20 protein-coding genes are annotated in these 24,170 nt (G+C 68.7%); 8 read left to right on the top strand and 12 right to left on the bottom strand.

Features of this window, described 5'->3' with window-relative positions; genetic code table 11:
• Positions 1-6: 6 nt before the first annotated feature.
• Genes GRB96_RS14820 through GRB96_RS14805 form a run of 4 tightly spaced genes read right to left on the bottom strand, consistent with a single transcriptional unit; the run spans position 7 to position 3,940 of the window.
• Positions 7-930 carry a metal ABC transporter permease gene (locus GRB96_RS14820; RefSeq protein ID WP_161432839.1) on the bottom strand — a complete coding sequence of 308 codons (924 nt, stop codon included), beginning with the start codon at positions 928-930 and terminating at the stop codon, positions 7-9.
• Positions 927-2,138, bottom strand: coding sequence for a metal ABC transporter permease (locus GRB96_RS14815; RefSeq protein ID WP_205743552.1), 1,212 nt, complete (start codon positions 2,136-2,138; stop codon positions 927-929). Before GRB96_RS14815 ends, GRB96_RS14820 begins: the two co-directional genes overlap by 4 nt.
• A complete protein-coding gene (locus GRB96_RS14810) occupies positions 2,135-2,947 on the bottom strand; it encodes a metal ABC transporter ATP-binding protein (protein ID WP_161432838.1) in 813 nt (270 codons plus the stop codon). Before GRB96_RS14810 ends, GRB96_RS14815 begins: the two co-directional genes overlap by 4 nt.
• Positions 2,948-2,950: 3 nt before the next feature.
• Positions 2,951-3,940 carry a metal ABC transporter solute-binding protein, Zn/Mn family gene (locus tag GRB96_RS14805; protein ID WP_205743551.1) on the bottom strand — a complete coding sequence of 330 codons (990 nt, stop codon included), beginning with the start codon at positions 3,938-3,940 and terminating at the stop codon, positions 2,951-2,953.
• 240 nt (positions 3,941-4,180) lie between these two features.
• On the opposite strand from GRB96_RS14805, the gene GRB96_RS14800 reads away from it, so the two are divergent.
• The 4 genes from GRB96_RS14800 to GRB96_RS14785 all read left to right on the top strand — a co-directional run bounded on the left by GRB96_RS14800 (position 4,181) and on the right by GRB96_RS14785 (position 8,816).
• Complete coding sequence (locus GRB96_RS14800) at positions 4,181-5,320, top strand: ChaN family lipoprotein (protein WP_161432836.1); 1,140 nt, start codon at positions 4,181-4,183, stop codon at positions 5,318-5,320.
• A gap of 131 nt (positions 5,321-5,451) precedes the next feature.
• Positions 5,452-5,844 carry a glutaredoxin family protein gene (locus tag GRB96_RS14795; RefSeq protein WP_161432835.1) on the top strand — a complete coding sequence of 131 codons (393 nt, stop codon included), beginning with the start codon at positions 5,452-5,454 and terminating at the stop codon, positions 5,842-5,844.
• Between the two features lie 91 nt (positions 5,845-5,935).
• Positions 5,936-7,684: a chloride channel protein gene (locus tag GRB96_RS14790; RefSeq protein ID WP_161432834.1), complete on the top strand. Its 1,749-nt coding sequence runs from the start codon at positions 5,936-5,938 to the stop codon at positions 7,682-7,684.
• Positions 7,677-8,816 (top strand): extracellular solute-binding protein, encoded by a 1,140-nt coding sequence (locus GRB96_RS14785; protein ID WP_240894183.1) that lies wholly within the window; start codon positions 7,677-7,679, stop codon positions 8,814-8,816. Before GRB96_RS14790 ends, GRB96_RS14785 begins: the two co-directional genes overlap by 8 nt.
• Before the next feature lie 16 nt (positions 8,817-8,832).
• On the opposite strand, the gene GRB96_RS14780 is transcribed toward GRB96_RS14785, so the two are convergent.
• A complete protein-coding gene (locus GRB96_RS14780) occupies positions 8,833-10,047 on the bottom strand; it encodes a methyltransferase (protein WP_161432832.1) in 1,215 nt (404 codons plus the stop codon).
• A gap of 151 nt (positions 10,048-10,198) precedes the next feature.
• Here GRB96_RS14780 and GRB96_RS14775 point away from each other — a divergent pair, with 151 nt between their 5' ends.
• The 3 genes from GRB96_RS14775 (at position 10,199) to GRB96_RS14765 (ending at position 13,000) form a co-directional block, all read left to right on the top strand.
• Positions 10,199-10,522, top strand: coding sequence for a hypothetical protein (locus GRB96_RS14775; RefSeq protein WP_161432831.1), 324 nt, complete (start codon positions 10,199-10,201; stop codon positions 10,520-10,522).
• A 75-nt stretch (positions 10,523-10,597) separates the two neighbouring features.
• Positions 10,598-11,083, top strand: a complete 486-nt coding sequence (gene rraA / locus GRB96_RS14770) for a ribonuclease E activity regulator RraA (protein WP_161432830.1) — start codon at positions 10,598-10,600, stop codon at positions 11,081-11,083.
• Positions 11,084-11,116: 33 nt separating this feature from the next.
• Complete coding sequence (locus tag GRB96_RS14765) at positions 11,117-13,000, top strand: glycerophosphodiester phosphodiesterase family protein (RefSeq protein WP_161432829.1); 1,884 nt, start codon at positions 11,117-11,119, stop codon at positions 12,998-13,000.
• Here GRB96_RS14765 and GRB96_RS14760 read toward each other — a convergent pair.
• Together GRB96_RS14760 and ppsA are read right to left on the bottom strand one after the other, a co-directional pair.
• Complete coding sequence (locus tag GRB96_RS14760; RefSeq protein ID WP_240894182.1) at positions 12,997-14,832, bottom strand: gamma-glutamyltransferase family protein; 1,836 nt, start codon at positions 14,830-14,832, stop codon at positions 12,997-12,999. The genes GRB96_RS14765 and GRB96_RS14760 overlap by 4 nt on opposite strands.
• Positions 14,833-14,951: 119 nt before the next feature.
• The gene (gene ppsA / locus GRB96_RS14755) at positions 14,952-17,336 is read right to left on the bottom strand and encodes a phosphoenolpyruvate synthase (protein ID WP_161432828.1); all 2,385 of its coding nucleotides are present in this window, start codon (positions 17,334-17,336) and stop codon (positions 14,952-14,954) included.
• A gap of 236 nt (positions 17,337-17,572) precedes the next feature.
• Between ppsA and ppsR the strand changes: the two genes are divergently transcribed.
• Entirely contained in the window at positions 17,573-18,406 is an 834-nt protein-coding gene (gene ppsR / locus GRB96_RS14750; RefSeq protein ID WP_161432827.1) for a posphoenolpyruvate synthetase regulatory kinase/phosphorylase PpsR, read from the top strand.
• A 3-nt stretch (positions 18,407-18,409) separates the two neighbouring features.
• Here ppsR and GRB96_RS14745 read toward each other — a convergent pair whose 3' ends face one another.
• The 5 genes from GRB96_RS14745 to purU form a co-directional block, all read right to left on the bottom strand.
• Positions 18,410-19,615, bottom strand: coding sequence for a CaiB/BaiF CoA transferase family protein (locus GRB96_RS14745; protein ID WP_161432826.1), 1,206 nt, complete (start codon positions 19,613-19,615; stop codon positions 18,410-18,412).
• A 199-nt stretch (positions 19,616-19,814) separates the two neighbouring features.
• Positions 19,815-20,996: an acyl-CoA dehydrogenase gene (locus tag GRB96_RS14740; RefSeq protein WP_161432825.1), complete on the bottom strand. Its 1,182-nt coding sequence runs from the start codon at positions 20,994-20,996 to the stop codon at positions 19,815-19,817.
• Between the two features lie 97 nt (positions 20,997-21,093).
• Positions 21,094-22,458: an MATE family efflux transporter gene (locus GRB96_RS14735; RefSeq protein ID WP_161432824.1), complete on the bottom strand. Its 1,365-nt coding sequence runs from the start codon at positions 22,456-22,458 to the stop codon at positions 21,094-21,096.
• A gap of 7 nt (positions 22,459-22,465) precedes the next feature.
• Positions 22,466-23,137: an energy-coupling factor ABC transporter permease gene (locus GRB96_RS14730; RefSeq protein WP_161432823.1), complete on the bottom strand. Its 672-nt coding sequence runs from the start codon at positions 23,135-23,137 to the stop codon at positions 22,466-22,468.
• A 15-nt stretch (positions 23,138-23,152) separates the two neighbouring features.
• A complete protein-coding gene (purU, locus tag GRB96_RS14725; RefSeq protein ID WP_161432822.1) occupies positions 23,153-24,007 on the bottom strand; it encodes a formyltetrahydrofolate deformylase in 855 nt (284 codons plus the stop codon).
• Positions 24,008-24,170 lie beyond the last annotated feature (163 nt).

Raw genomic sequence — 24,170 nt, 5'->3', positions numbered from 1 at the left:
GCAGGGTCAGGCGCGCTGTGCCGAACCGGTACGCGCGCGGCAGGGGCCGAACAGGCAGGCGGCGAGCAGGATCAGTCCGGCGACGGTGGCGATCATGCCGGCGGCGCTGAGCGAGGCCTCGAAGCCCAGCCAGCGCGGTGCCTCGCCTGCCAGCAGGTAGCCGACCACCGCCGCCGCCACCGCGAAGCCCTGGCTCCAGGCGATCTGGGCGCCGAGGCGGTTGGTCATCAGCCGCGCCGCGGCGGCCGGGCAGACGAACATGGCAATGACAATGATCGACCCCACCGCCTCGAAGGCGGCGATGGCCGCCACCGCCACCAGGGTAACCAGCAACAGGTCGACCAGCGCCGGGCGGGCGCGCATGCTGGCGGCGAAATCGGGATCGAAGCTGGCCAGCACCAACGGGCGGCGCATCACCACCACGAAGGTCACCACCACCAGCCCTACCCAGGCGGCCCGCCCCAGCTGGGGCGGAAGGTCGGCCAGCGCCACCGGATCGAACAGCGCACCGAGGCCACTCCCCTCGAACCAGATCAGGCTCTCCAGGTTGCCGTAGAGGGCGTGTTCGACATCCAGGTGCACCCCACCGGCGCCGTGCCACTCCAGCAACAGTACGCCCAGGGCGAACAGGCTGGTAAACACCACACCCATGGCGGCGCTGCCCTCCACTCGGCCCAGGCGACGGATCAGCTCGATCAGCACCACCGTCACCAGGGCGGCCACTCCGGCGCCCAGCATCATCGCCAGCGAGGCCAGGGTGCCGGTTATCAGGAAGCTCACCACGATGCCGGGCAGTGCCACATGGCTGATGGCATCACCGATCAGGCTCTGGCGGCGCAGGACCAGGAAGTTGCCAAGCAGCGCACAGGTCATCGAGATGATGATCGCGACCGTCAGCGGCACCAGGCTGAACATCATGAACTCGTTCATCGTGCCGTCTCCGCGGGCGGCAACTCCGCCTCCAGGGCCATGATGGCATCCGCCGAGAGCACCTGGCCGATGGGCGTCAGGCCGGCGTGCTCGCGGTGCAGGGCGTCGTCGGGGTAGCGCCGGCGATAGAGCGCCCAGAGGCGCTCCTCATGCTCGGCGTCACGCGCCGCCGCCAGGCCCGCCGGGGTGGCGACCCCGTCGCGGCGCACATGGCCGCGCCGCTGCAGCAGCTTGAGGGTCAGGCCGTCGAAAATCGGTTCGTCACGCCCCAGGGCGAGCAGCCCCTGACGCAGATGCACCCGCTGGCGCAGTCGGCGATAGGCGAGCAGCGAGGCCAGCACACCGCGACGCGGCGAGAACAGGAAGGAGACCAGGAACAGCGTGAAGGCGGCGAGCACGATCAGCGGCCCGGTGGGCAGCCCCTCGCGCACGCTGGACAGCGAGACACCGAGATAGCCCGACAGGGCACCGAGCAGGGCCGCCAGCGCCACCATGCGCATGGGCTGGTCGGTCCAGAAGCGTGCCGCCACCGGCGGGATGATGGTCAGCGCCACCACCAGGATCAGCCCGGTGACCTTGAGTCCGATCACCACCACCGCCATCAGCAGCAGCAGGAGCAGCAGGTCGAGCCTGCCGGTATCGAAGCCCTGGGTGCGGGCAAAGTCCGCATCGAAGCACAGCAGCAGCAGGTCACGGCGCCACACCAGCAGCGCCAGCAGCAGGCCCACGGCACAGGCGGCGATCAGCAACGCCTCGGAGTAGAGCATCCCGGCCGTGGCGCCCACCAGGTAGCCGGTCAGCCCCGACTGGCCGCGCACCGAGAGTGTCTGGATCACGGTGATCAGCACCACACCGAAGGCGAAGAAGGTCGAGAGCACGGCGCCGATGGCGGCGTCCTCGCCCAGCCGGGTGCGCTCGCCGATGCGCTGCACCAACCACAGCCCCAGGGCGGCACTGGCCGCGGCGCCGGCCAGCAGCGCCGGCAGCACCCGGCCATCCCCCTGCCACACGCCCATCACCAGGAAGGCCAGCGCCAGCCCGGGCAGGGTGGAGTGGCTGATGGCATCGCTGACCAGGGCACGCTTGCGCAGCAGCACGAAGCTGCCCACCATGCCCGCGGCGGCGGCAAGGAGCATGGCACCCACGGTCACCAGGCTGGTGTTGTAGCCCAGGGTGAAGGTCAGTGCCCGCCACCAGGTCTCCATCATCGTTGCCCCGCCTCTACCCTGCGCCCCGCTCTCGGCGACTCGACGAGCCGCGCCAGTTGCACGGGGCTGAGCCGGCCGCCATAGGTGGCCTGCAGGTTCTCCTCGGTGAAGGCCTCGTCCACGGGGCCGGCGGCGATGCGCCGCACATTCATCAGCAGCACATGATCGAAATAGTCACGCACCGTGGCCAGGTCGTGGTGCACGCAGAGCAGAGTCCGGCCCTCGTCGCGCAGCGACTTGAGCACCTCGATGATCGCCGCCTCGGTGGCGGCATCGACCCCGGCGAAGGGCTCGTCGAGGATGGTCAGGTCGGCCTCCTGGACCAGCGCCCGGGCAAGGAACACCCGCTGCTGCTGGCCTCCGGAGAGCTGCCCGATCTGGCGCTCGGCGAAGCCCTCCATGCCGACCCGGGCCAGGCTCTCCATGGCTCGCCGGCGCAGCTGCCGTGAACCGAACTGCCACCAGCGCAGGTCGCGGTAGAGCCCCATGCCCACCACGTCGATGACCCGTGCCGGGAAGTCCCAGTCGACGCTGGAGCGCTGGGGCACGAAGGCCAGATGGCGCGTCTCCTGCTCGAGGGGACGACCGAAGACCCGCACCTCGCCGGAGAGTCGTCGGGTGATGCCCAGCGCCGCCTTGAGCAGCGTCGACTTGCCGGCCCCGTTGGGGCCGATGATGGCGCTCATGCTGCCCGGCGGCGTGATGAAGTCCACCGAGTGCACCACCGGGCGGTGGTCGTAGCTGACGGTGAGCCCCTGGATCGCCAGGGGACTGGCTATCACCGCCTTGCCGAGTCGGGAATCGGGCATGGGTTACTCCTCCTCGGCCGAGCCTGGGTCGGCCAGGGCCAGGCGAGCCTGCCAGCCGGCCTGGGGGGCGTCACCGTCCAGGGCCCGGGCGATGGTGGTGACGTTGTGGTCGAGCATGCCCAGCCAGCTGCCCTCGTAGCTGCCCTCGGGGCCCATGGCGTCGGAGAACAGCTCTCCACCGATGCGCACCTCGTGGCCCACGGCGGCGGCGCCCTCGATCAGCGCCCGGATGCTGCGCTCCGACACCGAGGTCTCGACGAAGATGGCGCCGATCTCGCGCTCGACCAGCAGGTCGACCAGGGTCTCGATACGCGAGAGCCCCGCCTCGCTCTCGGTGGAGAAGCCCTGGATGCCCATCACCTCCAGCCCGTAGGCGTCGCCGAAGTAGCCGAAGGCATCGTGGGCGGTGACCAGCACCCGGGAGGTCTCGGGAATGCTGGCGAGGACCTCGCGGGCATAGGCGTCCAGCTCCTCGAGCTCCTCCAGATAGGCCTCGGCGCTGGCCTCGTAGTCATCGGTGCCATCGGGGTCCAGCTCGATCAGCGCATCGCGCACGGCGATGACCGCGTGGCGCCAGCGTCCCGGATCCATCCACACATGGGGGTCGGGCTGGTCGGGATACTGTTCGTCGGCCAGCAGCGCCTCACGGGGCACTCCCTCGGCCACGGCAAACACCGGTCGCCGCCGGGCCAGTCGCTCGAGCAGCTCGGCCAGCTGCACCTCCAGGCTAAGGCCGTTCCAGAACACCGCATCGGCGCGACTCATGGCGACCACGTCGCTGCGGGTCTGGCGATAGAGGTGCGGGTCGACACCGGGACCCATCAGGCCCTGCACCTCGACCCGCTCGTCGCCCACCTCGCGCACGATATCGGCGACCATGCCGGTAGTCGCGACCAGGCGCAGCGTCGGCACCTCCCCGGCGACGGCCTGGCCCCAGGAGAGCAGCGCGCACAGAGCAGCGATCGGGATCGACAGCAAACGGGGACTAGGCAAGGGGCACTCCTCGGGTGGGCTCGATATCCCCTTAGGGTACCGTGCCGGAGGGACTTTGCTAATGGCCGCTTGCCGATCTCCCCGATAGCCTTGCGCTTTCAGGGCAGCAGACACCATCTACGGCGCGGGACTGCCTTGGCTACTTGCAGTCTAGCCAAACGGCCTGTCCGACAACGTGGATCGCGGCTACGTGGCGACTGGGATAAAGTATCCGGGTTGCCTTCCGCCGATGGAGTCCCGATGCCGCTCCCCCTGACCCGGTTATCCACGCTGCTCGGTCTGCTGATCGCCTTGGCGCCGCTACCGGCCACCGCCGACTGCCCAATGCCGGGTGAGTGGCAGCGCGACAGCCAGCCGGTCGCCGCCGACGTCCTGCTGCAGGAGCTCGCCACGCAGCGGGTGGTCCTGCTGGGCGAACAGCACGAACGACTGGCCCACCACCGCTGGCAGCTGCACACCCTGGCGGCGCTGCATGCCCACCGCCCGCAGTTGGTCATCGGCCTGGAGATGCTGCCGCGCGAAGCCCAGTCGGCGCTGGATGCCTGGGTGGCCGGCGAACTGGACGAGGCGGCCTTCCTGGAATCCAGTGGCTGGCACGACGCCTGGGGCTATGACCCCGACCTCTACCTGCCGATCCTGCACTTCGCGCGCATGAACCGCATTCCGCTGGTGGCCCTGAACGTCACCCCGGAACTGCGCCGGCGGCTGGCCGACGAGGGCTGGGAGGCGGTGCCGGCGGCGGAACGCCACCAGCTGACACCACCGGTGCCGCCCTCGCCGGACTACCTCGGCGCCCTCACCGAGGTCTACTCCAGCCACCCCAGCGAATCCGGGGAGCCCGGCGGGCTCGAGCGCTTCATCGATGCCCAGCTGGTGTGGGACCGCGCCATGGCCGAGGGGCTGGCCGATGCCAGCGAGGACGCACCGCTGGTGGTCGGACTGATGGGCGAGGGGCACATCACCCACGGCCACGGCGTTCCCCACCAGCTCGATGCCCTGGGTATCACGGCGCAGCGCACGCTGCTGGCCTGGTCGCCAGACCAGGAGTGCCCGCCCCCCGCGGCGATCGCCGACGCCCTGTTCGGCCTGGGCGACGAAACGCTCCACGAGCCGGCGAGCCCCATGCGCCTGGGGGTGATGATCGTGCCGGACCCGGCGGGTGTGCGGGTGGCCCGGGTCGAGGCCGACAGCGTGGCGCAAGCGAGCGGCCTGCACGAGGATGACATCATCAGTGCCGCCGCCGGCAAGCCGCTGGGCTCCCCCGGCGAACTGATCGCCCTGGTAAGGCGCCAGGCACCCGGCACCCTCCTGCCGATGGAGATCATGCGCGACGGCGAACCACGCGAGATACTCGCGCGCTTTCCGGCCGAGGTGCCGTGATTTCGCCGGAAAGGTCTTGAGCGGTGTCGCCATCAGCGCAAGCGCTGGCAAGCCTGCTCCCCGGTGGCTGCTTCCCCAAGGGCGTGGCATCATGGCCGCCCCCTGCGAACCACCGAGGATGCCTAGACGCCATGCGACCACTGATCCGCCTCTTCTTCCGCGGCCTGCGCCTGCTGCTCGCCCCGGTCGTGCTGATCTCCGAGAAACTCTCGACTCCCAAGGCCGTGGAGCGCTCCGCCCAGGCCCAGGCCGAGGTCGACCGCGCCTGCGAAAGCCTCGCCCTCTACCAGTTCCGCACCTGCCCCTTCTGCGTGAAGGTCCGCAAGGAGATCGCCCGCCTGGGCCTGCCCATCGAGACGCGTGACGCCCAGCTCGACCCGGATCATCGCCGCGAACTCGCCGAGGGCGGCGGACGCGTCAAGGTCCCCTGCCTGCGCATCGCCCACGCCGACGGCGAGGTCGAGTGGCTCTACGAATCCGACGACATTAATGCCTGGCTGCAGCGCCGCTTCGCCGCGGCCTGAGCGCCCCTCAAGCGCAGGCCGGCCAAGCCGGGGCGGCCTTCCCCTCCCGCCGCGAGTGGACGTCTGGTGACCTGGCACCTACACCTTGGTCATGGAGACCACAACGGCGCCCACCGGCAGCGGCCCCCTGCCGGTGCTGCGTTTCCTGGGGCTGGTGCTGCTTGGTGCCGTTATCGGCGGCGTCGCGGCACTCTTCGCCGCCGGCTTCGTGCGCGGCGTGTTGTGGCTCAACGAGGTCCTGCTGATCTCGCCGCGCAGCCGCATGATGTTTGCCTGGCCCGAGTGGCTGACCCTCACCACCGTGGCGGTGCCGACCCTGGGCGGGCTGATCGTCGGCCGCCTGCATCGCAGCCTGCCCGAACGCCGTCCCCATACGCCCGCCGATGCCATCGCCGCCGTCCAGACCCGGCGTGGCCGATTGCCGACCAGGGCCGGGGCTGTCTCGGCACTGACCGCGATGATCTCCCTGGGGGCGGGTGCCTCGGTAGGCCAGTACGGCCCGCTGGTGCACATGGGGGCCACCCTGGGCTCGCTCGGCGCACGGCTGCTGCGCCTGGGCCGCTCCGACGACAACATCACCATCGCCTGCGGCGTGGCCGCGGCCATCGCCACCGCCTTCAATGCCCCGCTCGCGGGCATCGTCTTCGCCCATGAGGTGGTGTTGCGCCACTATGCGCTGCGCGCCTTCGCCCCCATCGCCGCCGCCGCCCTCGTCGGCCATGTGATCGCCACCCAGGCGCTGGCCCAGGGCGCCCTGTTCCATGTCGCCGAGACCGCCGTGCCGCGGGCCTGGGAATTTGCGCTCTTCGTTGCCATCGGCGGGCTTGGCGCCCTGCTCGCCGGAGGCTACATGCACGCTATCCTCGGCGTCGGCCGCCTCGCCCGGCGCCTGCCGCTGCGTCCCGACCTGCATCCCGCCCTGGCCGGGGCACTGCTGGGGATGGTGGCCTTGTGGGTTCCCGACATCCTGGGCATGGGGCAGGAAACGCTACGCTTCGCCACCATCGCCGGTGCCTTCGGCAGCGGCGAGCTGCTGCTGGTGCTGGGCCTCAAGGTGGCGGCCACCGCCCTGTGTCTGGGCATGGGCTTCAGCGGTGGCGTATTCAGCCCCGCCCTGGTGATCGGCACCCTGTTCGGCGCGCTCTGTGGCACCCTGGTGGCCGGCCTTACCGGCGTCTCCCAGGAGAGCTTCGTCTTCTATGCGGTGTGTGGCATGGTCGCCGTCACCGCCCCGGTCATCGGCGCCCCATTGACCAGCCTGCTGATCGTCTTCGAACTCACCGGCAACTACGCCCTGACCACGGCGGCCCTGGCCAGCGTGACCCTGGCCAGCCCCATCGCCGCCCAGCTGTTCGGACGCTCGCTGTTCGATATCCAGCTGCGCGACCGCGGGCTGGACCTCTCCTCGGGGCGCGGCCAGGCCCTGCTGATGGATACCCGGGTGATCGACTACCTGACGCGGGAGTGCGTCACCCTCTCCCCCGATGTGTCGCTGGACGAGGCCATCGCCACTCTGGCCCGGGAGCGCCACGGTGAGTCCTACCTGGTGGATACCCAGGAGCGTTTCCACGGCTGCGTGGCCCTGGCCGAACTGGAGGCAGCGCGCCAGGAAGCAGGCCCGCTCCGGCGGGCCCGGGAGTGCATCGACGCCGAACGGCCGACACTGCGCTCCGACACCACCCTGTGGGCGGCGATGGCCCTGCTCGAGGAAGTCACCGGCGAGGCCCTGGCGGTCGTCGACGAGGGCATCTTCCGGGGGGTGGTCTACGAGGTGCATATCGCCCACGCCTACCTCCACCAGAGCGATGCCCTGCGCCGCGAGGAGCATGGCCATGGCTAGCCGCTTGCTCACCGCGCTGCTGATCGTGACCGCCCTGGGGCCGGCGGCCGCCGACGAGCCGCTGCGGATACTCAGCTGGGGAGGCGCCTACGAGCGGGCCCAGCGCGAGGCGCTGTTCCAGCCGTTTACCGAACACACCGGGATCCACGTCGAAGTCCATCGCTACGATGGCGGCCTCACCGAACTGCGCCGTGCCGTTGACGACGAAGCGGCACCCTGGGATGTGATCGACATGACCCGCAGCCAGGCCATGGCGGCCTGCGACGAGGGGCTGCTGCAGACGCTGTCGCCGGACCTTGCTGCCCCGGCCCCGGATGGTACCCCCGCCGAGCGGGACTTCATGCCGGGAGCCATCGGCGACTGTGCACTGACCCATACGCTGTTTGCCACGGTGGTGGCCTATCGCTCCGACGCCTTCCCGGGGAGACGACCCACGCGCATCGCCGACCTCTTCGATCAGCGACGCTTCCCGGGCCCCCGGGCCCTGCAGCGCACTCCCGCCGTCAACCTGGAGTGGGCGCTGCTCGCCACTGGCGTGCCCCACGAGGAGCTCTACCGGCTGCTCAGCACACCGCGGGGGCTGGGCCTCGCACTGGAACGCCTGGATGCGTTGGAGGAGATCCACTGGTGGGAGGACGGCGAGACGCCGGTGCGCCTGCTCACCGAGGGCGAGGTGGTGATGGCCTCGGGCTACAACGGCCGCTTCTTCGACGCGATGATCTCCCGGGGAGCACCCATCGAGATCCTCTGGGACGGACAGGTCCAGGAGCACGAGACCTGGGTGATTCCCCGCCATGCCGACAATCCGGACACAGCACGGGAGTTTATCCGTTTCGCCACCTCCACCGAGCGCCTCGTCGCCCTGGCCCGGCGGATTCCCTACGGGCCGGCACGCGCCTCGTCGGCGGTGCGGGTGGGAAGTCATCCGCAGAGCGGCGTGGACATGCGCCTGCACATCCCCACCCACCCGCTGAATGCCGAGCGTGCCATTACCAAGGACGAGACCTGGTATGCACGCACCCTGACGCGCATGGAAGACTACTTCGCGGAGTGGCTGTCGGCCCGCCAGGCCCGCACCGGTGAGGCGTCAGCGCCACCCGCCGCTGCTGACGACCAGCCGGTGGCGCCATGACCGCCGAACCGGCACCTCAGGCGGAGGCGGGGCGGCGAGCCCGGATCAGCAGGTTGCGTGGGGTCAGCTCGCGGTCGCAGAAGGTGCCGAGCTCCGCGACGTAGCCGGCCTCCTCGAGGAAGACCAGGCGATCCAGTGCCAGCCACACCTCCAGGGGTCGCCGGAACAGGTGGCGTACCAGCTCCAGGCGTGCCACCTCGGCCCGGCGGCGCCAGCCCGCCGCCTCGCAGGCGACCCAGTCGATGCCGTCGGGCAGCGCGATTCCCTTCTGCTCGGCGGCCCAGTGACAGAAGTCGGCGAAGCTCCCGGGCATGCGGCCATAGGCCAGGCTGGGCACCGGCAGGTAGTCATCCTGGCCACGTACCGCGCGCTGCAGCCGATCGAAACCCAGCCGCCAGGCACCGGCCCGCTCGCGGTGACGCCGGTCATGCCGGGGTGCGGTGACGGTCTCCTGCACCGCCATGGCCAGATCCTCCCGGGACAGTGCCAGGCGATGGCGCGCCATGCCGTCGGCGCCGAGACGCGAGAGTGGCCGGTACCAGGCATCGGCGGTGCGCTGATAGCAGCAGGGGGCCAGGGTCAGCGCACTGCCGGCGGCCACCGCCTGTTCCAGCAGGCTGCGGTGCAGGTCGCCGCAGGCGTGCAGCGCGCAGGCATGGGTGGTCGGCGTCAGCCAGCGCTCGACGCCCGGCGCCATCACATCCTGGTGTACCAGCTCCAGGGGAGCGCCCTGCGCCTCGGCAAGCGCCGCGCCGCTATCGCAGAGCGCGGCATCCCACTCCAGTCCCCGCACCTCGAGCCCATTCCGGCGCGCCAGGGTGCGGGCCAGGTGTCCCTTGCCGGCACACCACTCCAGGGGCCTGTCGCCCACGGCCAGCTGCACCCTGGGCAGGAAGGCCGCTATCTGGTGCCACTTGCGACCGCCGACGTGGGCCGCCCAGTGCTCCGCAAGCATCAGCTCCTCTCCCGGCAGCCGTGGCAGACTGGACAGCGCCTCGAGCTCCGCGACCGGCAGCCATTCGGCCAGGGGGGAGTCGGTGAAGGGGGTATCCTGCAGCCGCGCCACCTCGGCATCGGTGAGTGCCAGCAGCGCCTCGGCCATGGCGGGCGACTCGACCTGCCAGGGCAACCGGGGATGCTGGAACGGCAACGGCTGCCACAGCGCTTGCCACTCGGCGAGCAGCTCGGTCAAGCGCCCCAGGCGACGGCGGGCATCGTAGGTGATGTTCATGGGCTCTCTCCTCCAGGCTCGCCGCGTCCCCGCCGATGCGGGGCGCCATTGTGGCATAGCCACGGCGGTAGGCCAGCGCCTGCGCAGTCGCCCGGTGCTGGGGTACACTGCACGCTACGGAATCCTCCTCAGGCCACCAGGGAGTCAGTTCATGGGCCGCTTCGTCTTCTATCTCGTCCTGCTCGGCGGTATCGCCTATGGCGGGCTCTACTTCTACTACGGCATCGCCATCAAGCAGGGGATCGAGGCGGAGTTCGCCGAGCGCGGCTTCGATGCCGTGGAGGTGACCGGGGTGGAATACGGCCCCCTGGCGCCGGTGAGCCGCGAGGCCGAGATCGCCACCTCCATCGCCTACCGCGGCGCCGAAGCCACCCTGGATATCCGCCTCGACGGGCATCCGCTGTTCAGCGATGAGGTCAACATCCAGCTCGACGGCCTGCAGGCCCTGCGCCTGACCCTCGGTGGCGGCAACTAGCGCCAGGCTCCCGGCTGATGCCGAGCCAACGCTGTGGCATCATCAAGACTCCCTTTCGAGACAAGGAGCTCTGCCGTGCCCCAGATCATCACCCCGGACATCTGCGACGCCCACCCGGAAGTACGCGCACTCGACCCGCTGTTCATCAACTTCGGCGGCCGCGAGGCATTCTGCGGCCCGATCCGCACCGTCAAGTGCTTCGAGGACAACTCCCTGGTCAAGCAGGCCGTGGCCGAGCCCGGCGAGGGCGCCGTGCTGGTGGTGGATGCCGGCGGTTCACAGCGCTGTGCCATGCTTGGTGACATGCTGGCAGAGCAGGCGGCCGGCAACGGCTGGAGCGGCGTGATCATGTACGGTTGCGTGCGCGATGTCGACGTGCTGGCGGAGACCGACCTCGGCATCCAGGCACTCGGTGCCCACCCCCGCAAGAGCGAGAAGCGCGGCGAAGGCCAGCGCGATATCCCGGTGACCTTCGCCGGCGTCACCCTTTCCCCCGGAGAGTGGCTCTACGCCGACAACAACGGCATCCTGGTTGCCGACGAGCGCCTGCCGCTCGAGTGAGCCGCACGCCCCTGCCGATACCTGGAGCCTGACATGCTGGCTCTCGCGAACCTGAGCCGCGATGTCCTGCACAGCCTGCGCGAGCACCTGCGCCCGCTGGTGGCCTACCACCTGTTCTTCACCGTGCTGGCCTCCAGTTTGCTGCTGCCGGCAGTGGCCTGGAGCCTGGCCCATCTCGTGGGTCGCTTCGGCCGCACCGTGATCAGCAATGCCGAGCTCATCGACCTGCTGGTCAGCCCCGCCGGCACGCTCTGGCTGCTGGCCGCCGTCGGCCTAACCTTCCTGGTGCTCTACCTGCAGCAGGCGGGAATGATCCTGGTGGCAGCACGCCCCCGCGACCATCACTTGCGCCTGGCCTTCGAGGCACTGTGGTGGACCCTGCACCGCCTGCCGGCACTGGCCGGGCTGGTGGTGGTTCAGGTGGGTACCCACCTGCTGCTGGTGCTGCCGGTGGCCTTCGTTCTGGTCTGGCTGCATGGCGCCCTTCTCGGCGGCCTCGACCCCTACTATGTTCAGCGCGTCAGGCCGCCGGCGCTGTGGCAGTTCCTCGCCCTGGCCGTGCCGCTGGTGGCCGCCTGGGCGTGGCTCGCCGCCTCCCTCTATGTGCGCTGGATCCTGGCCCTGCCGCTGGTGGCACTGGAGACACTCTCGCCGCGCCGGGCACTGGCCCGTAGCGTCGAGCTCACCCGCGGTCACCGTCGTCCCATCGCCGTGGTCACCCTCGCCCTGCTGGCGACGATCGTGATCCTGCCGATCCTGGCCACCCTGATCTTCGATCGCCTGTTCACGCCGCTGCTGTGGTGGCTACCCGAGCGCAACGCCGTCCTGGTGCCGGCGACCCTCGCCTACCTGACCGCCTACGTGCTGGTGACCCTGGCCATCACCTTCGCCGGGATCGCCGCCAACGCACTGCTCTCGACCTGTCTCTACCTGCGCCTGGCCCACCGCGAGCCACGCCCTGCCCCGCCTCCTGCCGATGCCCATCCCGGGCGCCTGGCCTGGGCGGTGGAGCTCGGCGTGGTGTGCTTCGCCCTGTGGCAGGCATGGCTGATCGTCAACAGCTTCACGCTGCACGACGAGGTCGCAGTGATCGCGCATCGCGGCAGTTCCCTGGATGCCCCCGAGAACACCCTGCCGGCGATTCATCGTGCCCTGGATGACGGAGCGGACATGGTCGAGCTGGATGTCCGCCTCACCGCCGACGAGCAGGTGGTGCTCTACCACGACAGCACCCTGCAGCGCCTGACCGGCGATCCACGCCGGCTGGGCGAGCTCGAGCGCGAGGCGCTGGTTGGCTTCGATGTGGGGAGCTGGTTCGGCGACGCCTATGTGGGCGAGCGGATTCCGGGACTGGATGAGGCGCTGGCAGCCGTGCGAGGCCGCAGCGGCTTGATGATCGACCTGAAGACCGATCCCGGCCGTGAGGTGGCGCTGGTGGAGGCGGTCGTCGCGACCCTGCAGGCAGAACAGGCGGAGCGCCGCCGCTGCCTGGCCGAGGCAGTAGTGGACAGGCAGGTGCATGCCTGCGGCGACCCCGACCTCTTCGCCGAGACTCGCCTGGCCACCACCTCGCCGACGCTGGCCCGGACGATCCGCTCACGCCACGCCGAATTGCGCGTGACCCTGCTGGCCCAACTGATCCTGCCCGGCACCCTGGAGCGCCGGAGTCTGGACGCGCTAGGTCTGCGCCATAACCGCATCAGTGAGCGCGAAGTCAGCCTGGCAGGACGCTACGGTTACGAACTCCACGCCTGGACCATCAACGACCGGACACGGATGTCACAGCTGATCGACCTGGGTGTCGACGCCATCATCACCGACCGCCCTGCCCTGCTCGCGGCGCTGGTCGCCGAGCGTCGCGAGCTCGGCGACGGCGCCCTGCTGCTGATCAAGCTGCGTAACTGGCTGCGCCATTAATCTCCCATGACCACCCCTTCCCGGCGCGGGTCGGCGCCGCCGAAGAAGCCCTCACCCACCACCTGGATGGCCTGTAGCCCGCTGACCAGTTCGCGCTCGCTGACCTCGTGGCCGCGCTCGGCCAGCCCCTCGAGGGTAGCCGCCGGGAAGCGGCCCTGCTCCAGATAGACCGGCCCACCCAGAGTGATGGCGTGGGGCAGGTCGAGCGCCTCCTGGGCGTCAAGCCCCCAGTCGAGCATCGCCACCAGTGACTTCGCCGTGTAGTGGATGATCGCTGCACCGCCGGGAGAGCCCAGGCTCGCCACCAGGTCACCTCGCTGCTCGCCATCGCGGGCGAAGACCAGGGTCGGGCTCATGCTGGAGCGCGGCCGCTTGCCGGCCTCCACTCGGTTGGCGATAGGCCGCCCCTCGGCGTCTTCCGGGGTGAAGGAGAAGTCGGTGAGCTCGTTGTTGAGCAGGTAGCCGCCAGGCAGTCCGGTGCCGCCATCGGCCATGATCCGCGAACCGAAGGCCTGCTCGATGGTGGTGGTCATGGCCAGGGCGTTGCCCTGCTCGTCGACGATGCTGATATGGCTGGTGCCATACTCAGGCTGCAGGGGATGCTGGCCCCAGGCGGTGGCGAGCTCGCCGGGGTTGCCGGGCTTGGCGCCACCGCTGCCCAGGCTCTGCTCATCGACCAGCTCGGCGCGCTTGGCGAGGTAGTCGGGGGCCAGCATGCTCGACCAGTCGCCGCCGGGAGCGTCGACGAAGGCCGGGTCACCGATGAAGCGACCGCGGTCAGCGAAGGCCAGCCGGGCGGCCTCGAGGAAGGTGTGCAGCCAGGCCTCGCTCGGCACCCCATCGACCATTGGTGTCTCCACCTCCGGCAGCGCCTCGAGGATGCCGAGGATCTGCATCACGGTTAGGTGCCCCGAGGAGGGCGGCGGGAAGCCACACAGCACATAGGCCTGCCAGGGGGTGCAGAGCGGCGCGCGCTGCTTGGCCTCGTAGCCAGCCAGGTCCTCCCGGGTGAGCGTGCCGGGGCGCTCGGCGTGGCCCTGAACCCGCAGCACCAGGTCGTGGGCGACGGCGCCGGTGTGCAGCGCGGAGCTGCCCCCCTCAGCCACCTGACGCAGGATCTCGGCCAGGGCGGGGTTGCGCAGGGTCGCGCCGGCCTCGAGGGGCTCGCCGTCGGGGTAGTAGAAGGGGCCGGCCTGGGGATCGTCGCGCAGGCGTTCCTCACCGGCGAGACTTTCGGCCAAGCGCGGGCTCACCATGAAGCCGTCCTCGGCGAGCCGGATGGCCGGTGCGAAGAGCTCGCTCCACGGCAGCACGCCGTGCTGCTTGTGCGCCATCTCCAGCATCCGCAGGGTGCCGGGCACCCCCACCGAGAGGCCGCTGGCGGCGGCGTCGAGGAAGGCGAGGGGCTCGCCCTCCTCGTCGAGGAACAGCCCGCCGTCGACGGCGGCCGGGGCGGCCTCGCGGCCATCGAAGGTGGCCACCTCCTCGCCGTCGAAATGGACCAGGAAGGCGCCGCCGCCGATGCCGCTGGACTGGGGCTCCACCAGGTTGAGCACCATCTGTACGGCGATGGCGGCGTCGATGGCGCTGCCCCCGGCCTTGAGCACCTGATAGCCGGCATCGGTGGCCAGCGGGTTGGCGGCGGCCACGGCGAAGCGCTCGGTGGCCCAACCGGGCTTCTCCTCGCTCTCCGACGACACCTCGGGCGCGATGGCGGGGATATCGTAGGTGAAAGCGGTGTCAGCCTGGCCGGCCAGGGGCAGGCCAAGCATCAGGGCGGCGACGAGCGGCGCCAGCAGGCGGCGACGGTGGGTGGAGGGGGGCAACATCATGGGACAGGCTCCTTGTCGTGGCGAGTGGCCAGGCAGTGAGCCTCTCAGCATAGACGAAAGACGCCCGGTCGACGGATGTCGACCGGGCGCCATTGGCCTATCGATCATCAGCTCGGTGCTTAGCCGAGAGTTTCGCCGGCGAGCATGAACCAGGTCTCGAGCACCGCGTCGGGGTTGAGGGAGACGGAGTCGATGCCCTGCTCCATCAGCCACTTGGCGAGGTCCGGGTGATCCGAGGGGCCCTGACCGCAGATGCCGATGTACTTGCCCTGGGCCTTGCAGGCCTGGATCGCCATGGCCAGCAACTTCTTGACCGCCGGATTCCGCTCGTCGAAGAGGTGGGCGACGATGCCGGAGTCGCGGTCCAGCCCCAGGGTGAGCTGGGTGAGGTCGTTGGAGCCGATGGAGAAGCCGTCAAAGTACTGCAGGAACTCCTCGGCGAGCAGGGCGTTGGCCGGCAGCTCGCACATCATGATCACCTTGAGGCCCTGAGGGTCAGAAGAACCGCCGCGCTTCAGGCCGTTGGCCGCCAGCAGGTCGATGACCTCGCTGGCCTCCTCGGTGGTGCGCACGAAGGGCACCATGATCTCGACGTTGTCCAGGCCCATCACCTCGCGCACCCGCTTGAGCGCACGGCACTCCAGCTCGAAGCAGGCGCGGAAGGCGTCGGAGATGTAGCGCGAGGCGCCGCGGAAGCCGAGCATGGGGTTCTCCTCCCCCGGCTCGTAGAGCTTGCCGCCGATCAGGTTCTCGTACTCGTTGGACTTGAAGTCCGACAGGCGCACGATCACCCGCTCCGGATAGAAGGCCGCCGCCAGGGTGCTGATGCCCTCCACCAGCTTGTCGACGTAGAAGTCCACGGGGCTGGCGTAGCCGGCGATGCGCAGGTCGATGGTCTGCTGCAGGTCCTCGGGCAGGGTGTCGTACTCGAGCAGCGCCTTGGGGTGCACGCCGATCATGCGGTTGATGATGAATTCCAGACGCGCCAGGCCGACGCCGGCGTTGGGCAGGCCGGCGAAGCCGAAGGCACGGTCGGGGTTACCGACGTTCATCATGATCTTGAAGGGAATATCGGGCATGGCATCGACGCTGGTCACGGTGCGGTCGAACTCCAGCAGCCCGTCGTAGACGTGACCGGTGTCACCCTCGGCGCAGGAGACGGTGACATCGCGACCATCGGCGAGCACCTCGGTGGCGTCGCCGCAGCCCACCACGGCGGGAATGCCGAGCTCGCGGGCGATGATCGCCGCATGGCAGGTGCGCCCGCCACGGTTGGTGACGATGGCCGAGGCGCGCTTCATGATCGGCTCCCAGTCGGGGTCGGTCATGTCGGTGACCAGTACATCGCCGGCATTGACCTTCTCCATGTCATCCGGTGAGAAGACCACCTTGACCGCTCCGCGGCCGATGCGCTGGCCGATGGCGCGGCCGCTGACCAGGTTGCGCCCCTTCTCCTTGAGCTGGAAGCGCTCGAGCTTGCCCCCCTCCTGCTGGGAGACCACCGTCTCGGGACGCGCCTGGACGATGTACAGCTTGTCGTCGTCGCCATCCAGGGCCCACTCGATGTCCATGGGGCGCTGATAGTGCTGCTCGATGGTCACCGCCTGGCGAGCCAGGGCCATCACTTGTTCGTCATTGATGCAGAAGCGGCCGCGATCCTTGAGCGGGACATCCACGGTCTCCACCGACTTGCCGGCGCTGGCCTCCTGGCCGTAGACCATCTTGATCAGCTTGGAGCCCAGGTTGCGACGCAGCACCGCCGGGCGGCCGGCGGCCAGGGTCGACTTGTGCACGTAGAACTCATCGGGGTTCACCGCACCCTGCACCACCGTCTCGCCGAGACCCCAGGAGGCGGTGACGAACACCGCGTCGCGGTAGCCAGACTCGGTATCCAGGGTGAACATCACGCCCGAGGCGCCGGTCTCGGAGCGCACCATCTTCTGGATGCCGGCAGAGAGCGCCACGTTCTCGTGGGCGTAGCCCCGGTGGACGCGATAGGAGATGGCGCGGTCGTTGAACAGCGAGGCGAACACCTCATGCACGGCGCGCTTGATATTGTCGAAGCCCTCGATGTTGAGGAAGGTCTCCTGCTGACCGGCGAAGGAGGCATCGGGCAGGTCCTCGGCAGTAGCCGAGGAGCGCACCGCCGCCTTGAGGTTGGGGTGCTGGGCGAGCAGCCTGTCGTAGGCGCTGCGCAGGTGCTGCTCGAACGTCGGCGGCAGGGGGGTGTCGATCACCCACTGGCGAATCTGGGCGCCGACCCGGGCAAGCTCGGCGACGTCATCCACGTCCAGAGTGGCCAGTGCCTGGTTGATGCGCTCGTTGAGGCCCTCGTGGGAGAGAAATTCGCGGTAGGCGTGGGCGGTGGTAGCGAAGCCGCCGGGCACGGTGACTCCGGCGCCGGCCAGGTTGGAGATCATCTCGCCGAGGGAAGCGTTCTTGCCGCCCACACGCTCGACATCGTCCATGCCCAGTTCATCGAACCACAGAATATAATCGTCCACGGGACCCCCTTGGCTAACGACGACAGTTCGTCATGCCGGCAGGCATGACGGGATGCTGGCGACTCTACCAAGCGGTAGCCATATTCGCCATTGGTCTAACAGCGAAGTCACTGGAGGATTTTTACAACAGACAGGCATTTTCGGGAATTCGTGTAGTCTGCAAACTACCGGGAGGCTTGTCGGCTGGGTGCCTGCGCCCGACAATGGAGGCCTTTCTTCATCAAAGCGACGCCGCCATGACCCGTACCGCCTTCTTTATCTCCGACGGCACCGGCATCACCGCCGAGAGCCTGGGCCGCAGCCTGCTGGCCCAGTTCGAGAATGTCGAGATCCGCATGCTCACCAAGCCCTATATCGACACGGTCGAAAAGGCCGAGAATCTGGTCGAGGTCATCAATGGCGTGGCGGTGCGCGACGGTGAGATGCCGATCATCATCGACACCATCGTCGACAGCAATATCCGCCAGATCATCAGCGATGCGGAAGGCTTCAATATCGATATTTTCTCGACCTTCCTGGAGCCGCTGGAGCAGGAACTCAAGACCCACTCCAGCTACACCGTGGGCCGCACCCACTCCATCGGCAAGGATGAGGTCTACATGGATCGCATCCACTCGGTGCACTTCGCCCTGGATAACGATGACGGCGCCCGTACTCATCAATACGACAAGGCCGACGTGATCCTGATCGGCGTCTCGCGCTGCGGGAAGACCCCCACCTCGCTCTACCTGGCACTGCAGTTCGGCATCCGCGCGGCCAACTACCCGCTCACCGAGGATGACCTCGACGAGGACGGCACCCTCAAGCTGCCCAAGGCGCTGGCCCCTCACCACCACAAGCTGTTCGGCCTGACCATCGATCCCAGGCGGCTGGCGGCCATTCGCCACGAGCGCCGTCCCAACAGCCGCTACAGCTCCATGGACCAGTGCGTGCAGGAGGTCGGGCAGGCCGAGGGGCTCTACCGGCAGATGCATATCCCCTTCATCGACACCACCCGCTTCTCGGTGGAGGAGATCTCCACCCGGATGATCGCCGAGATGGGGCTGATGAGGCGGTTTTCGCCGAGGTAATCCCTACCTGACCACCCCTGCCCGCCTCAGCCGGGCGATATCCTCCGCCGCGAGCCCCATCTCGGCCAGCAGGGCATCGCTGTCCTGGCCCAGGCGAGGCGGGGCCACGTCACTGGTGGCGGAGGCGCCGTCGAAGCGTAGCGGGTTGGCCACCTGGGGTACCTCGAGATCGCCACGCCTCAGGACGCGGTGCATCTGGCGATGCTGTACCTGGGGATCCTCGAACACCTCGCTGACGCTGTTGATGGGCCCGGCGGGGATGCCGCGCGCCTCCAGCTCACCCAGCCACTCGTCCCGGGGCCGGGTAGCCAGTATCGCCTGGATCATCGGCACCAGGACCTCGCGGTTGCCGACCCGGGCGGCGTTGGTGGCATAGGCGGGATCCCGCGCCCACTCGGGATGGCCCAGCAGGGCGGCGAAGCGGGCGAACTGGGCATCATTGCCCACGGTGAGCACCAGGTGGCCGTCGGCACAGGCGAAGGCCTGGTAAGGCACGATATTGGGGTGGGCGTTGCCGTGGCGCTCGGGGTCCTTGCCGCTGACCAAGGCGTTGAGGGCCTGGTTGGCCAGGGTGGCCACCTGGACGTCGAGCAGCGCCACGTCCACGTGGCGGCCGACGCCGGTGCCAGCACGCTCCTGCAGCGCCGCCAGCACGCCCACCGTGGCGTAGAGGCCGGTCATCACGTCGGTGATCGCCACTCCAGTCTTCATGGGCATGGCGTCGGCTTCGCCGGTCAGGCTCATCAGCCCGCCCATGGCCTGGATCATGAAGTCGTAGCCGGCGCGGTGGGCATAGGGGCCATCCTGGCCGAAGCCCGTGATGGAGCAGCCGATCAGCCTCGGGTTATCGGCGTGCAGGCTGGCGTAGTCGAGGCCGTACTTGGCCAGGCCACCGACCTTGAAGTTCTCGAGCAGGATATCGGCACCCGATGCCAACCGGCGCACCAGCGCCTGCCCCTCCTCGGTGGCGATATCCACGGCCAGGGAGTGCTTGCCGCGGTTGGCGCAGAGGTAATAGGCGGCGACCTTATCGCGCTCGCTCTCCTCGGCTAGCCACGGCGGTCCCCAACCGCGGGTGTCGTCGCCGCGGCTGGGGTGCTCGATCTTGATCACCCGGGCGCCCAGGTCGGCGAGCAGCTGGCCCGCCCAGGGGCCGGCCAGCACCCGCGACATGTCGAGCACCGTGATGCCATCCAGCGGTCCACTCATCTCGAGCTCCTTGCTACCGTGTGCCGAAAGTGGCACCACTCGGGGCTGATCCGGCGGCAGGACCCGGATCGCCGGACCGTCGAGGAGGCGCTTTGAATACTTCCCTGTACGCTACCTCGGCCATCCCTGGTCCTCGGACCTCCTCTACGTCCTGCCCCCGGCGCCCCTCGTTATCGTCACTCAGCTTCGTTGCGGTGCATCAGCCGGTAAAGGCCTGGAGGCCGGTCTGGGAACGGCCGAGGATCAGGGCGTGGACGTCGTGGGTGCCCTCGTAGGTGTTGACGGCCTCGAGGTTCATCACGTGGCGGATCACGTGGTACTCGTCGCTGATGCCGTTGCCGCCGTGCATGTCCCGGGCGACGCGGGCGATGTCCAGCGCCTTGCCGCAATTGTTGCGCTTGATCAGCGAGATCGCCTCCGGCACCAGCTGTCCGTCGTCGATCATGCGCCCGACGCGCAGCGCCGCCTGCAGGCCCAGGGTGATCTCGGTCTGCATGTCGGCGAGCTTCTTCTGGATCAGCTGGTTGGCGGCCAGCGGACGGCCGAACTGCTTGCGCTCCAGGGTGTAGTCGCGACCGGCATGCCAGCACGCCTCGGCGGCGCCCATGGCACCCCAGGCGATGCCGTAGCGGGCGCGGTTGAGGCAGGAGAAGGGTCCCTTGAGTCCCTTGACGTGGGGCAGGCGCTGCTCGTCGGAGACCTCCACGTCCTGCATGGCGATCTGGCCGGTGATGGAGGCGCGCAGGCTGAACTTGCCCTCGATCTTGGGTGCGCTGAGGCCCGGCATGCCCTTCTCGAGGATGAAGCCGTTGATCACCCCCTCGTCATCCTTGGCCCACACCACGAAGACATCGGCGATGGGCGAGTTGGTGATCCAGGTCTTGGTGCCGTTGAGGCGCCAGCCACTCGCGGTGCGGGTGGCGCGAGTGGCCATGCCGCCCGGGTCGGAGCCGTGGTCGGGCTCGGTGAGCCCGAAGCAGCCCACCCACTCGCCGCTGGCCAGTTTGGGCAGGTACTTCTCGCGCTGCTCCTCGCTGCCGAAGGCGTGGATGGGGTACATCACCAGGCTCGACTGCACGCTCATGGCGCTGCGGTAGCCGGAGTCGACGCACTCCACCTCGCGGGCGATCAGGCCGTAGCTGACGTAGTTGAGGCCGGCGCAGCCGTAGCCGTCGATGGTAGCGCCGAGCAGGCCCAGCTCGCCCATCTCGTTCATGATCTCGCGATGGAAGATCTCGTGGCGGTTGGCCTCGAGTACCCGCGGCAGGAGCTTCTCCTGGCAATAGTCCCGGGCGGTCTGGTGGACCATGCGCTCCTCTTCCGAGAGCTGGTCGATGAGGCGGAAGGGGTCGTCCCAGGTGACGGGGGTGATCTGGCTCATGGCGGGCTCCTGATGGTGGCGGCTCAATAATATCTACATTTTTTACAAATGTAGACCAGGACCACCGCCCTGCCAAGTCTTCGTAACAAAAAACTCCTCAGCGGTAGCGCGTGAGCACCACCCGGATCTGCCACCAGGCGACCAGTGCCATCAGCAGGTTGGCGACGAGCATGCCGGAGAAGATCCCGGTGGTGCCGGCCAGACGCCCTCCCAGCCAGGCCAGGGGCACGCTGAGCACGAACAGCCGCACCACCGAGAGGCGCATGGCCCGGGCCGGTCGATGCAGGGCGTTGCATGACGATACCGCCAGGATCACCACGCCCTGGGCACCCAGGCCCAGGGGCACCAGCCACAGGAAGTGGCGCAGCACCTCCCCCACCGCCTCGCGCTCGGCGTAACCTGCCACCAGCCAGGGTGCCAGCCCCTGCAGGACGGCCCACACCAGCAGCTGCCAGAGCAGCACGAACAGGAAGCAGCCGAAGATGGCGCGACGCACCCGGTCGTACTGGCCGGCACCGGCATTCTGGCTGACCAGCGGCGAGAGGGTCATGGAGAGCCCCAGCACGGCGATCTGGGCGAACGCCTCGATACGGGTGCCGACACCGAAGCCGGCTACGGCGTGGTGGCCGTGGCCGGCGACGATACGCGTCAGCAGGCCCATGGCCAGCGGCGTGAAGACGCTGGTCAGGGCCGCGGGGCCGGCGATGCGGCCGAGCTCGCGCCAGGAGTCGAGCAGCCCGGCTGGAGTGAGCCCAGCCAGGTCGAACAGGCCGCGCAGTTCGCGCTGGAAGACCAGGGTCACCGCCATCAGGCCCCAGCTCAGCACCGTGGCCAGTGCCGCACCAAAGACACCCATGGCGGGAATCGGCCCCACGCCGAAGATCAGCCACCAGTCCAGCACCACGTTGATCAGGGCGGCCAGCCCCATCATCAATCCCTGGGTAACGGTATTGCCGTGGGCACGCAGGATGCTGTTGAGCACCCGGGGCACGATCATCGCCGCGGCGCCGAAGTACCAGACGCCCATATAGTCGCGAATATGCGGCAGCAGGGTGTCATCGGCACCCAGCAGCCGGAACAGCGGTTCGAGGGTGGCGAGGCCCAGCAGTGTCATCAGCACACCGACCACCAGACCCAGCAGGGCTGCATCGGTGGAGCGACGGCGCACCGCCGTGAACTCCCCGCGCCCCAGACGCCGCCCCACCACCGCCGAGGTGCCTATCCCCAGGCCGATGGCCAGGCTGATGACGGTGAATACCACCGGGAAGGTGAAGGAGACCGCCGCCAGCTCCTCGGTGCCCAGCCGCGAGATGAACCAGGTGTCCACCAGGTTGAAGCTCAGCATGGCGATCATGCCGCCGATCACCGGCAGGGTCTTGCGCAGCAGGGTGGCAGCGATGGGGCCTTCCAGCAGTTCGCGGCGGGCAGGGCGCGGCGGTGCAGCGCCAGGGGAAGCAGTCATGGGCGGCCTACTTGGTATCGATGTAGCGGTGGTCGTTGAAGGTCGCCACCCAGTGCGGGTGATAGACCAGCAGGATGCTCATCAACATGCCGGTGATGAACGCCTCGGAGGGCATCAGCAGTGGCAGGAAACGGGCATACTCCAGCGCCTGGTAGAGGGCGTGGGCATCGCTGGCGCCGAGCAGCATCAACCCCACCGCGGCAAGGCCGGCAGCCAGCGAGGAGAGTGCGGCACCGAAGAAGCCGCAGACGAACAGGAACACCATCAGGTTGTCGGGCAGGAAGCGATCCACCAGTCGCCAGATAATCACCATGGTCAGCGCCGGCATGACCCCGGTGACCAGCAGGTTGACCCCCAGCAGCGGCCAGGCGACCCGGCCCGTCACCACCATCGCCAGATTGATCAGCAGCAGGGAGAGCAGCGCCAGGGGCGCCTTGAACACCAGCACCAGCAGCGCGGTGAACATCAGATGCAGGGTCAGCCAGTCCACCGCCTGGGCGCGCAACTGCCACATCAGCAGCACCGCTACGCTGGCGGCCAGCCAGCGATGTTGGAGGCCGCTGTCGGCGAGTAGCGCGCGCCAGGGGCGCTGCAGCAGGGCAAGGGCCAGCACAGCGAAAGCGATCAGCGAGGCGATGACCAGCAACCAAGGGGCCAGCACCGCATCGGAAAAGGACATGGACGCCTCCCGCCGTCAGGCAAAGACCACGGTCTTGTTGCCATGGATCAGCACGCGATCCTCGAGGTGCCAGCGCAGCCCCCGGGCCAGCACCGACTTCTCGACATCACGGCCGAAGCGCACCAGGTCATTGGGGGTATGGCAATGGCTGACGCGATGGATGTCCTGTTCGATGATCGGTCCGGCGTCGAGTTCGGCGGTGACATAGTGACAGGTGGCACCAATCAGCTTGACCCCGCGCTCGTAGGCCTGGTGGTAAGGCTTGGCACCGGCGAAGCTGGGCAGGAAGCTGTGGTGGATATTGATCACCCGGCCGGCATAACGCTCGCACAGGGCCGGCGGCAGGATCTGCATGTAACGTGCCAGCACGATGCAGTCCGCACGGGCTTCCTCGACCAGGCGTTCCACCTCATCGAAGGCCGCCTGCTTGTCGTCGGCCGGCACCGGCACATGGTGATAGGCGATGCCGTGCCACTCCACGAGGCCACGCATGGCCTCGTGGTTGGAGATCACCGCGGCGATCTCGCAGTCGAGCTCCCCGGCGGTCCAGCGGTAGAGCAGGTCCACCAGGCAGTGGGACTCCTTCGAGACCATCAGCACCACCCGCGGACGCTGCCGGGTATCGGTCAGCGCCCAGGTCATCTCGAACTCAGTGGCGATGGGCGTGAAGGCCTCGCGCAGCGCCTCCGGCGGCATGCCGATGGAGTCGGCCAGGATCTCGTAGCGCATGAAGAAGCGCCCCGTCTCGAGATCGGAGTGCTGGCTCGCCTCGGTGATCGAGCCGCCGTGGCCGGCGATGAAGCCGGAGACGCGGGAGACGATCCCCACGCGATCGGGACAGGAGACCACCAGGCGGTAATAATGTGACATGTCGAGCTCCAGGCTGCGGCGAGACGGGCGCAACAGTGTAGCGAAAACAGCGAGTTCCGGCATCCACCGGACGCCGCGCGTCAGGACAATCGCAGTTAGCCATGCGGCCATAGCGAAAGGCGCCGGGGACAGGTCGTAGAGGGGGTCCTACGCCAGGGATGGC

Origin of the sequence: Halomonas alimentaria, from assembly GCF_009902005.1 — a bacterium.
Taxonomy (GTDB): Bacteria; Pseudomonadota; Gammaproteobacteria; order Pseudomonadales; family Halomonadaceae; genus Halomonas; species Halomonas alimentaria.
The sequence above is the reverse complement of the archived record's forward strand: the minus strand, read 5'-3'. Positions and strand labels throughout refer to the sequence as shown.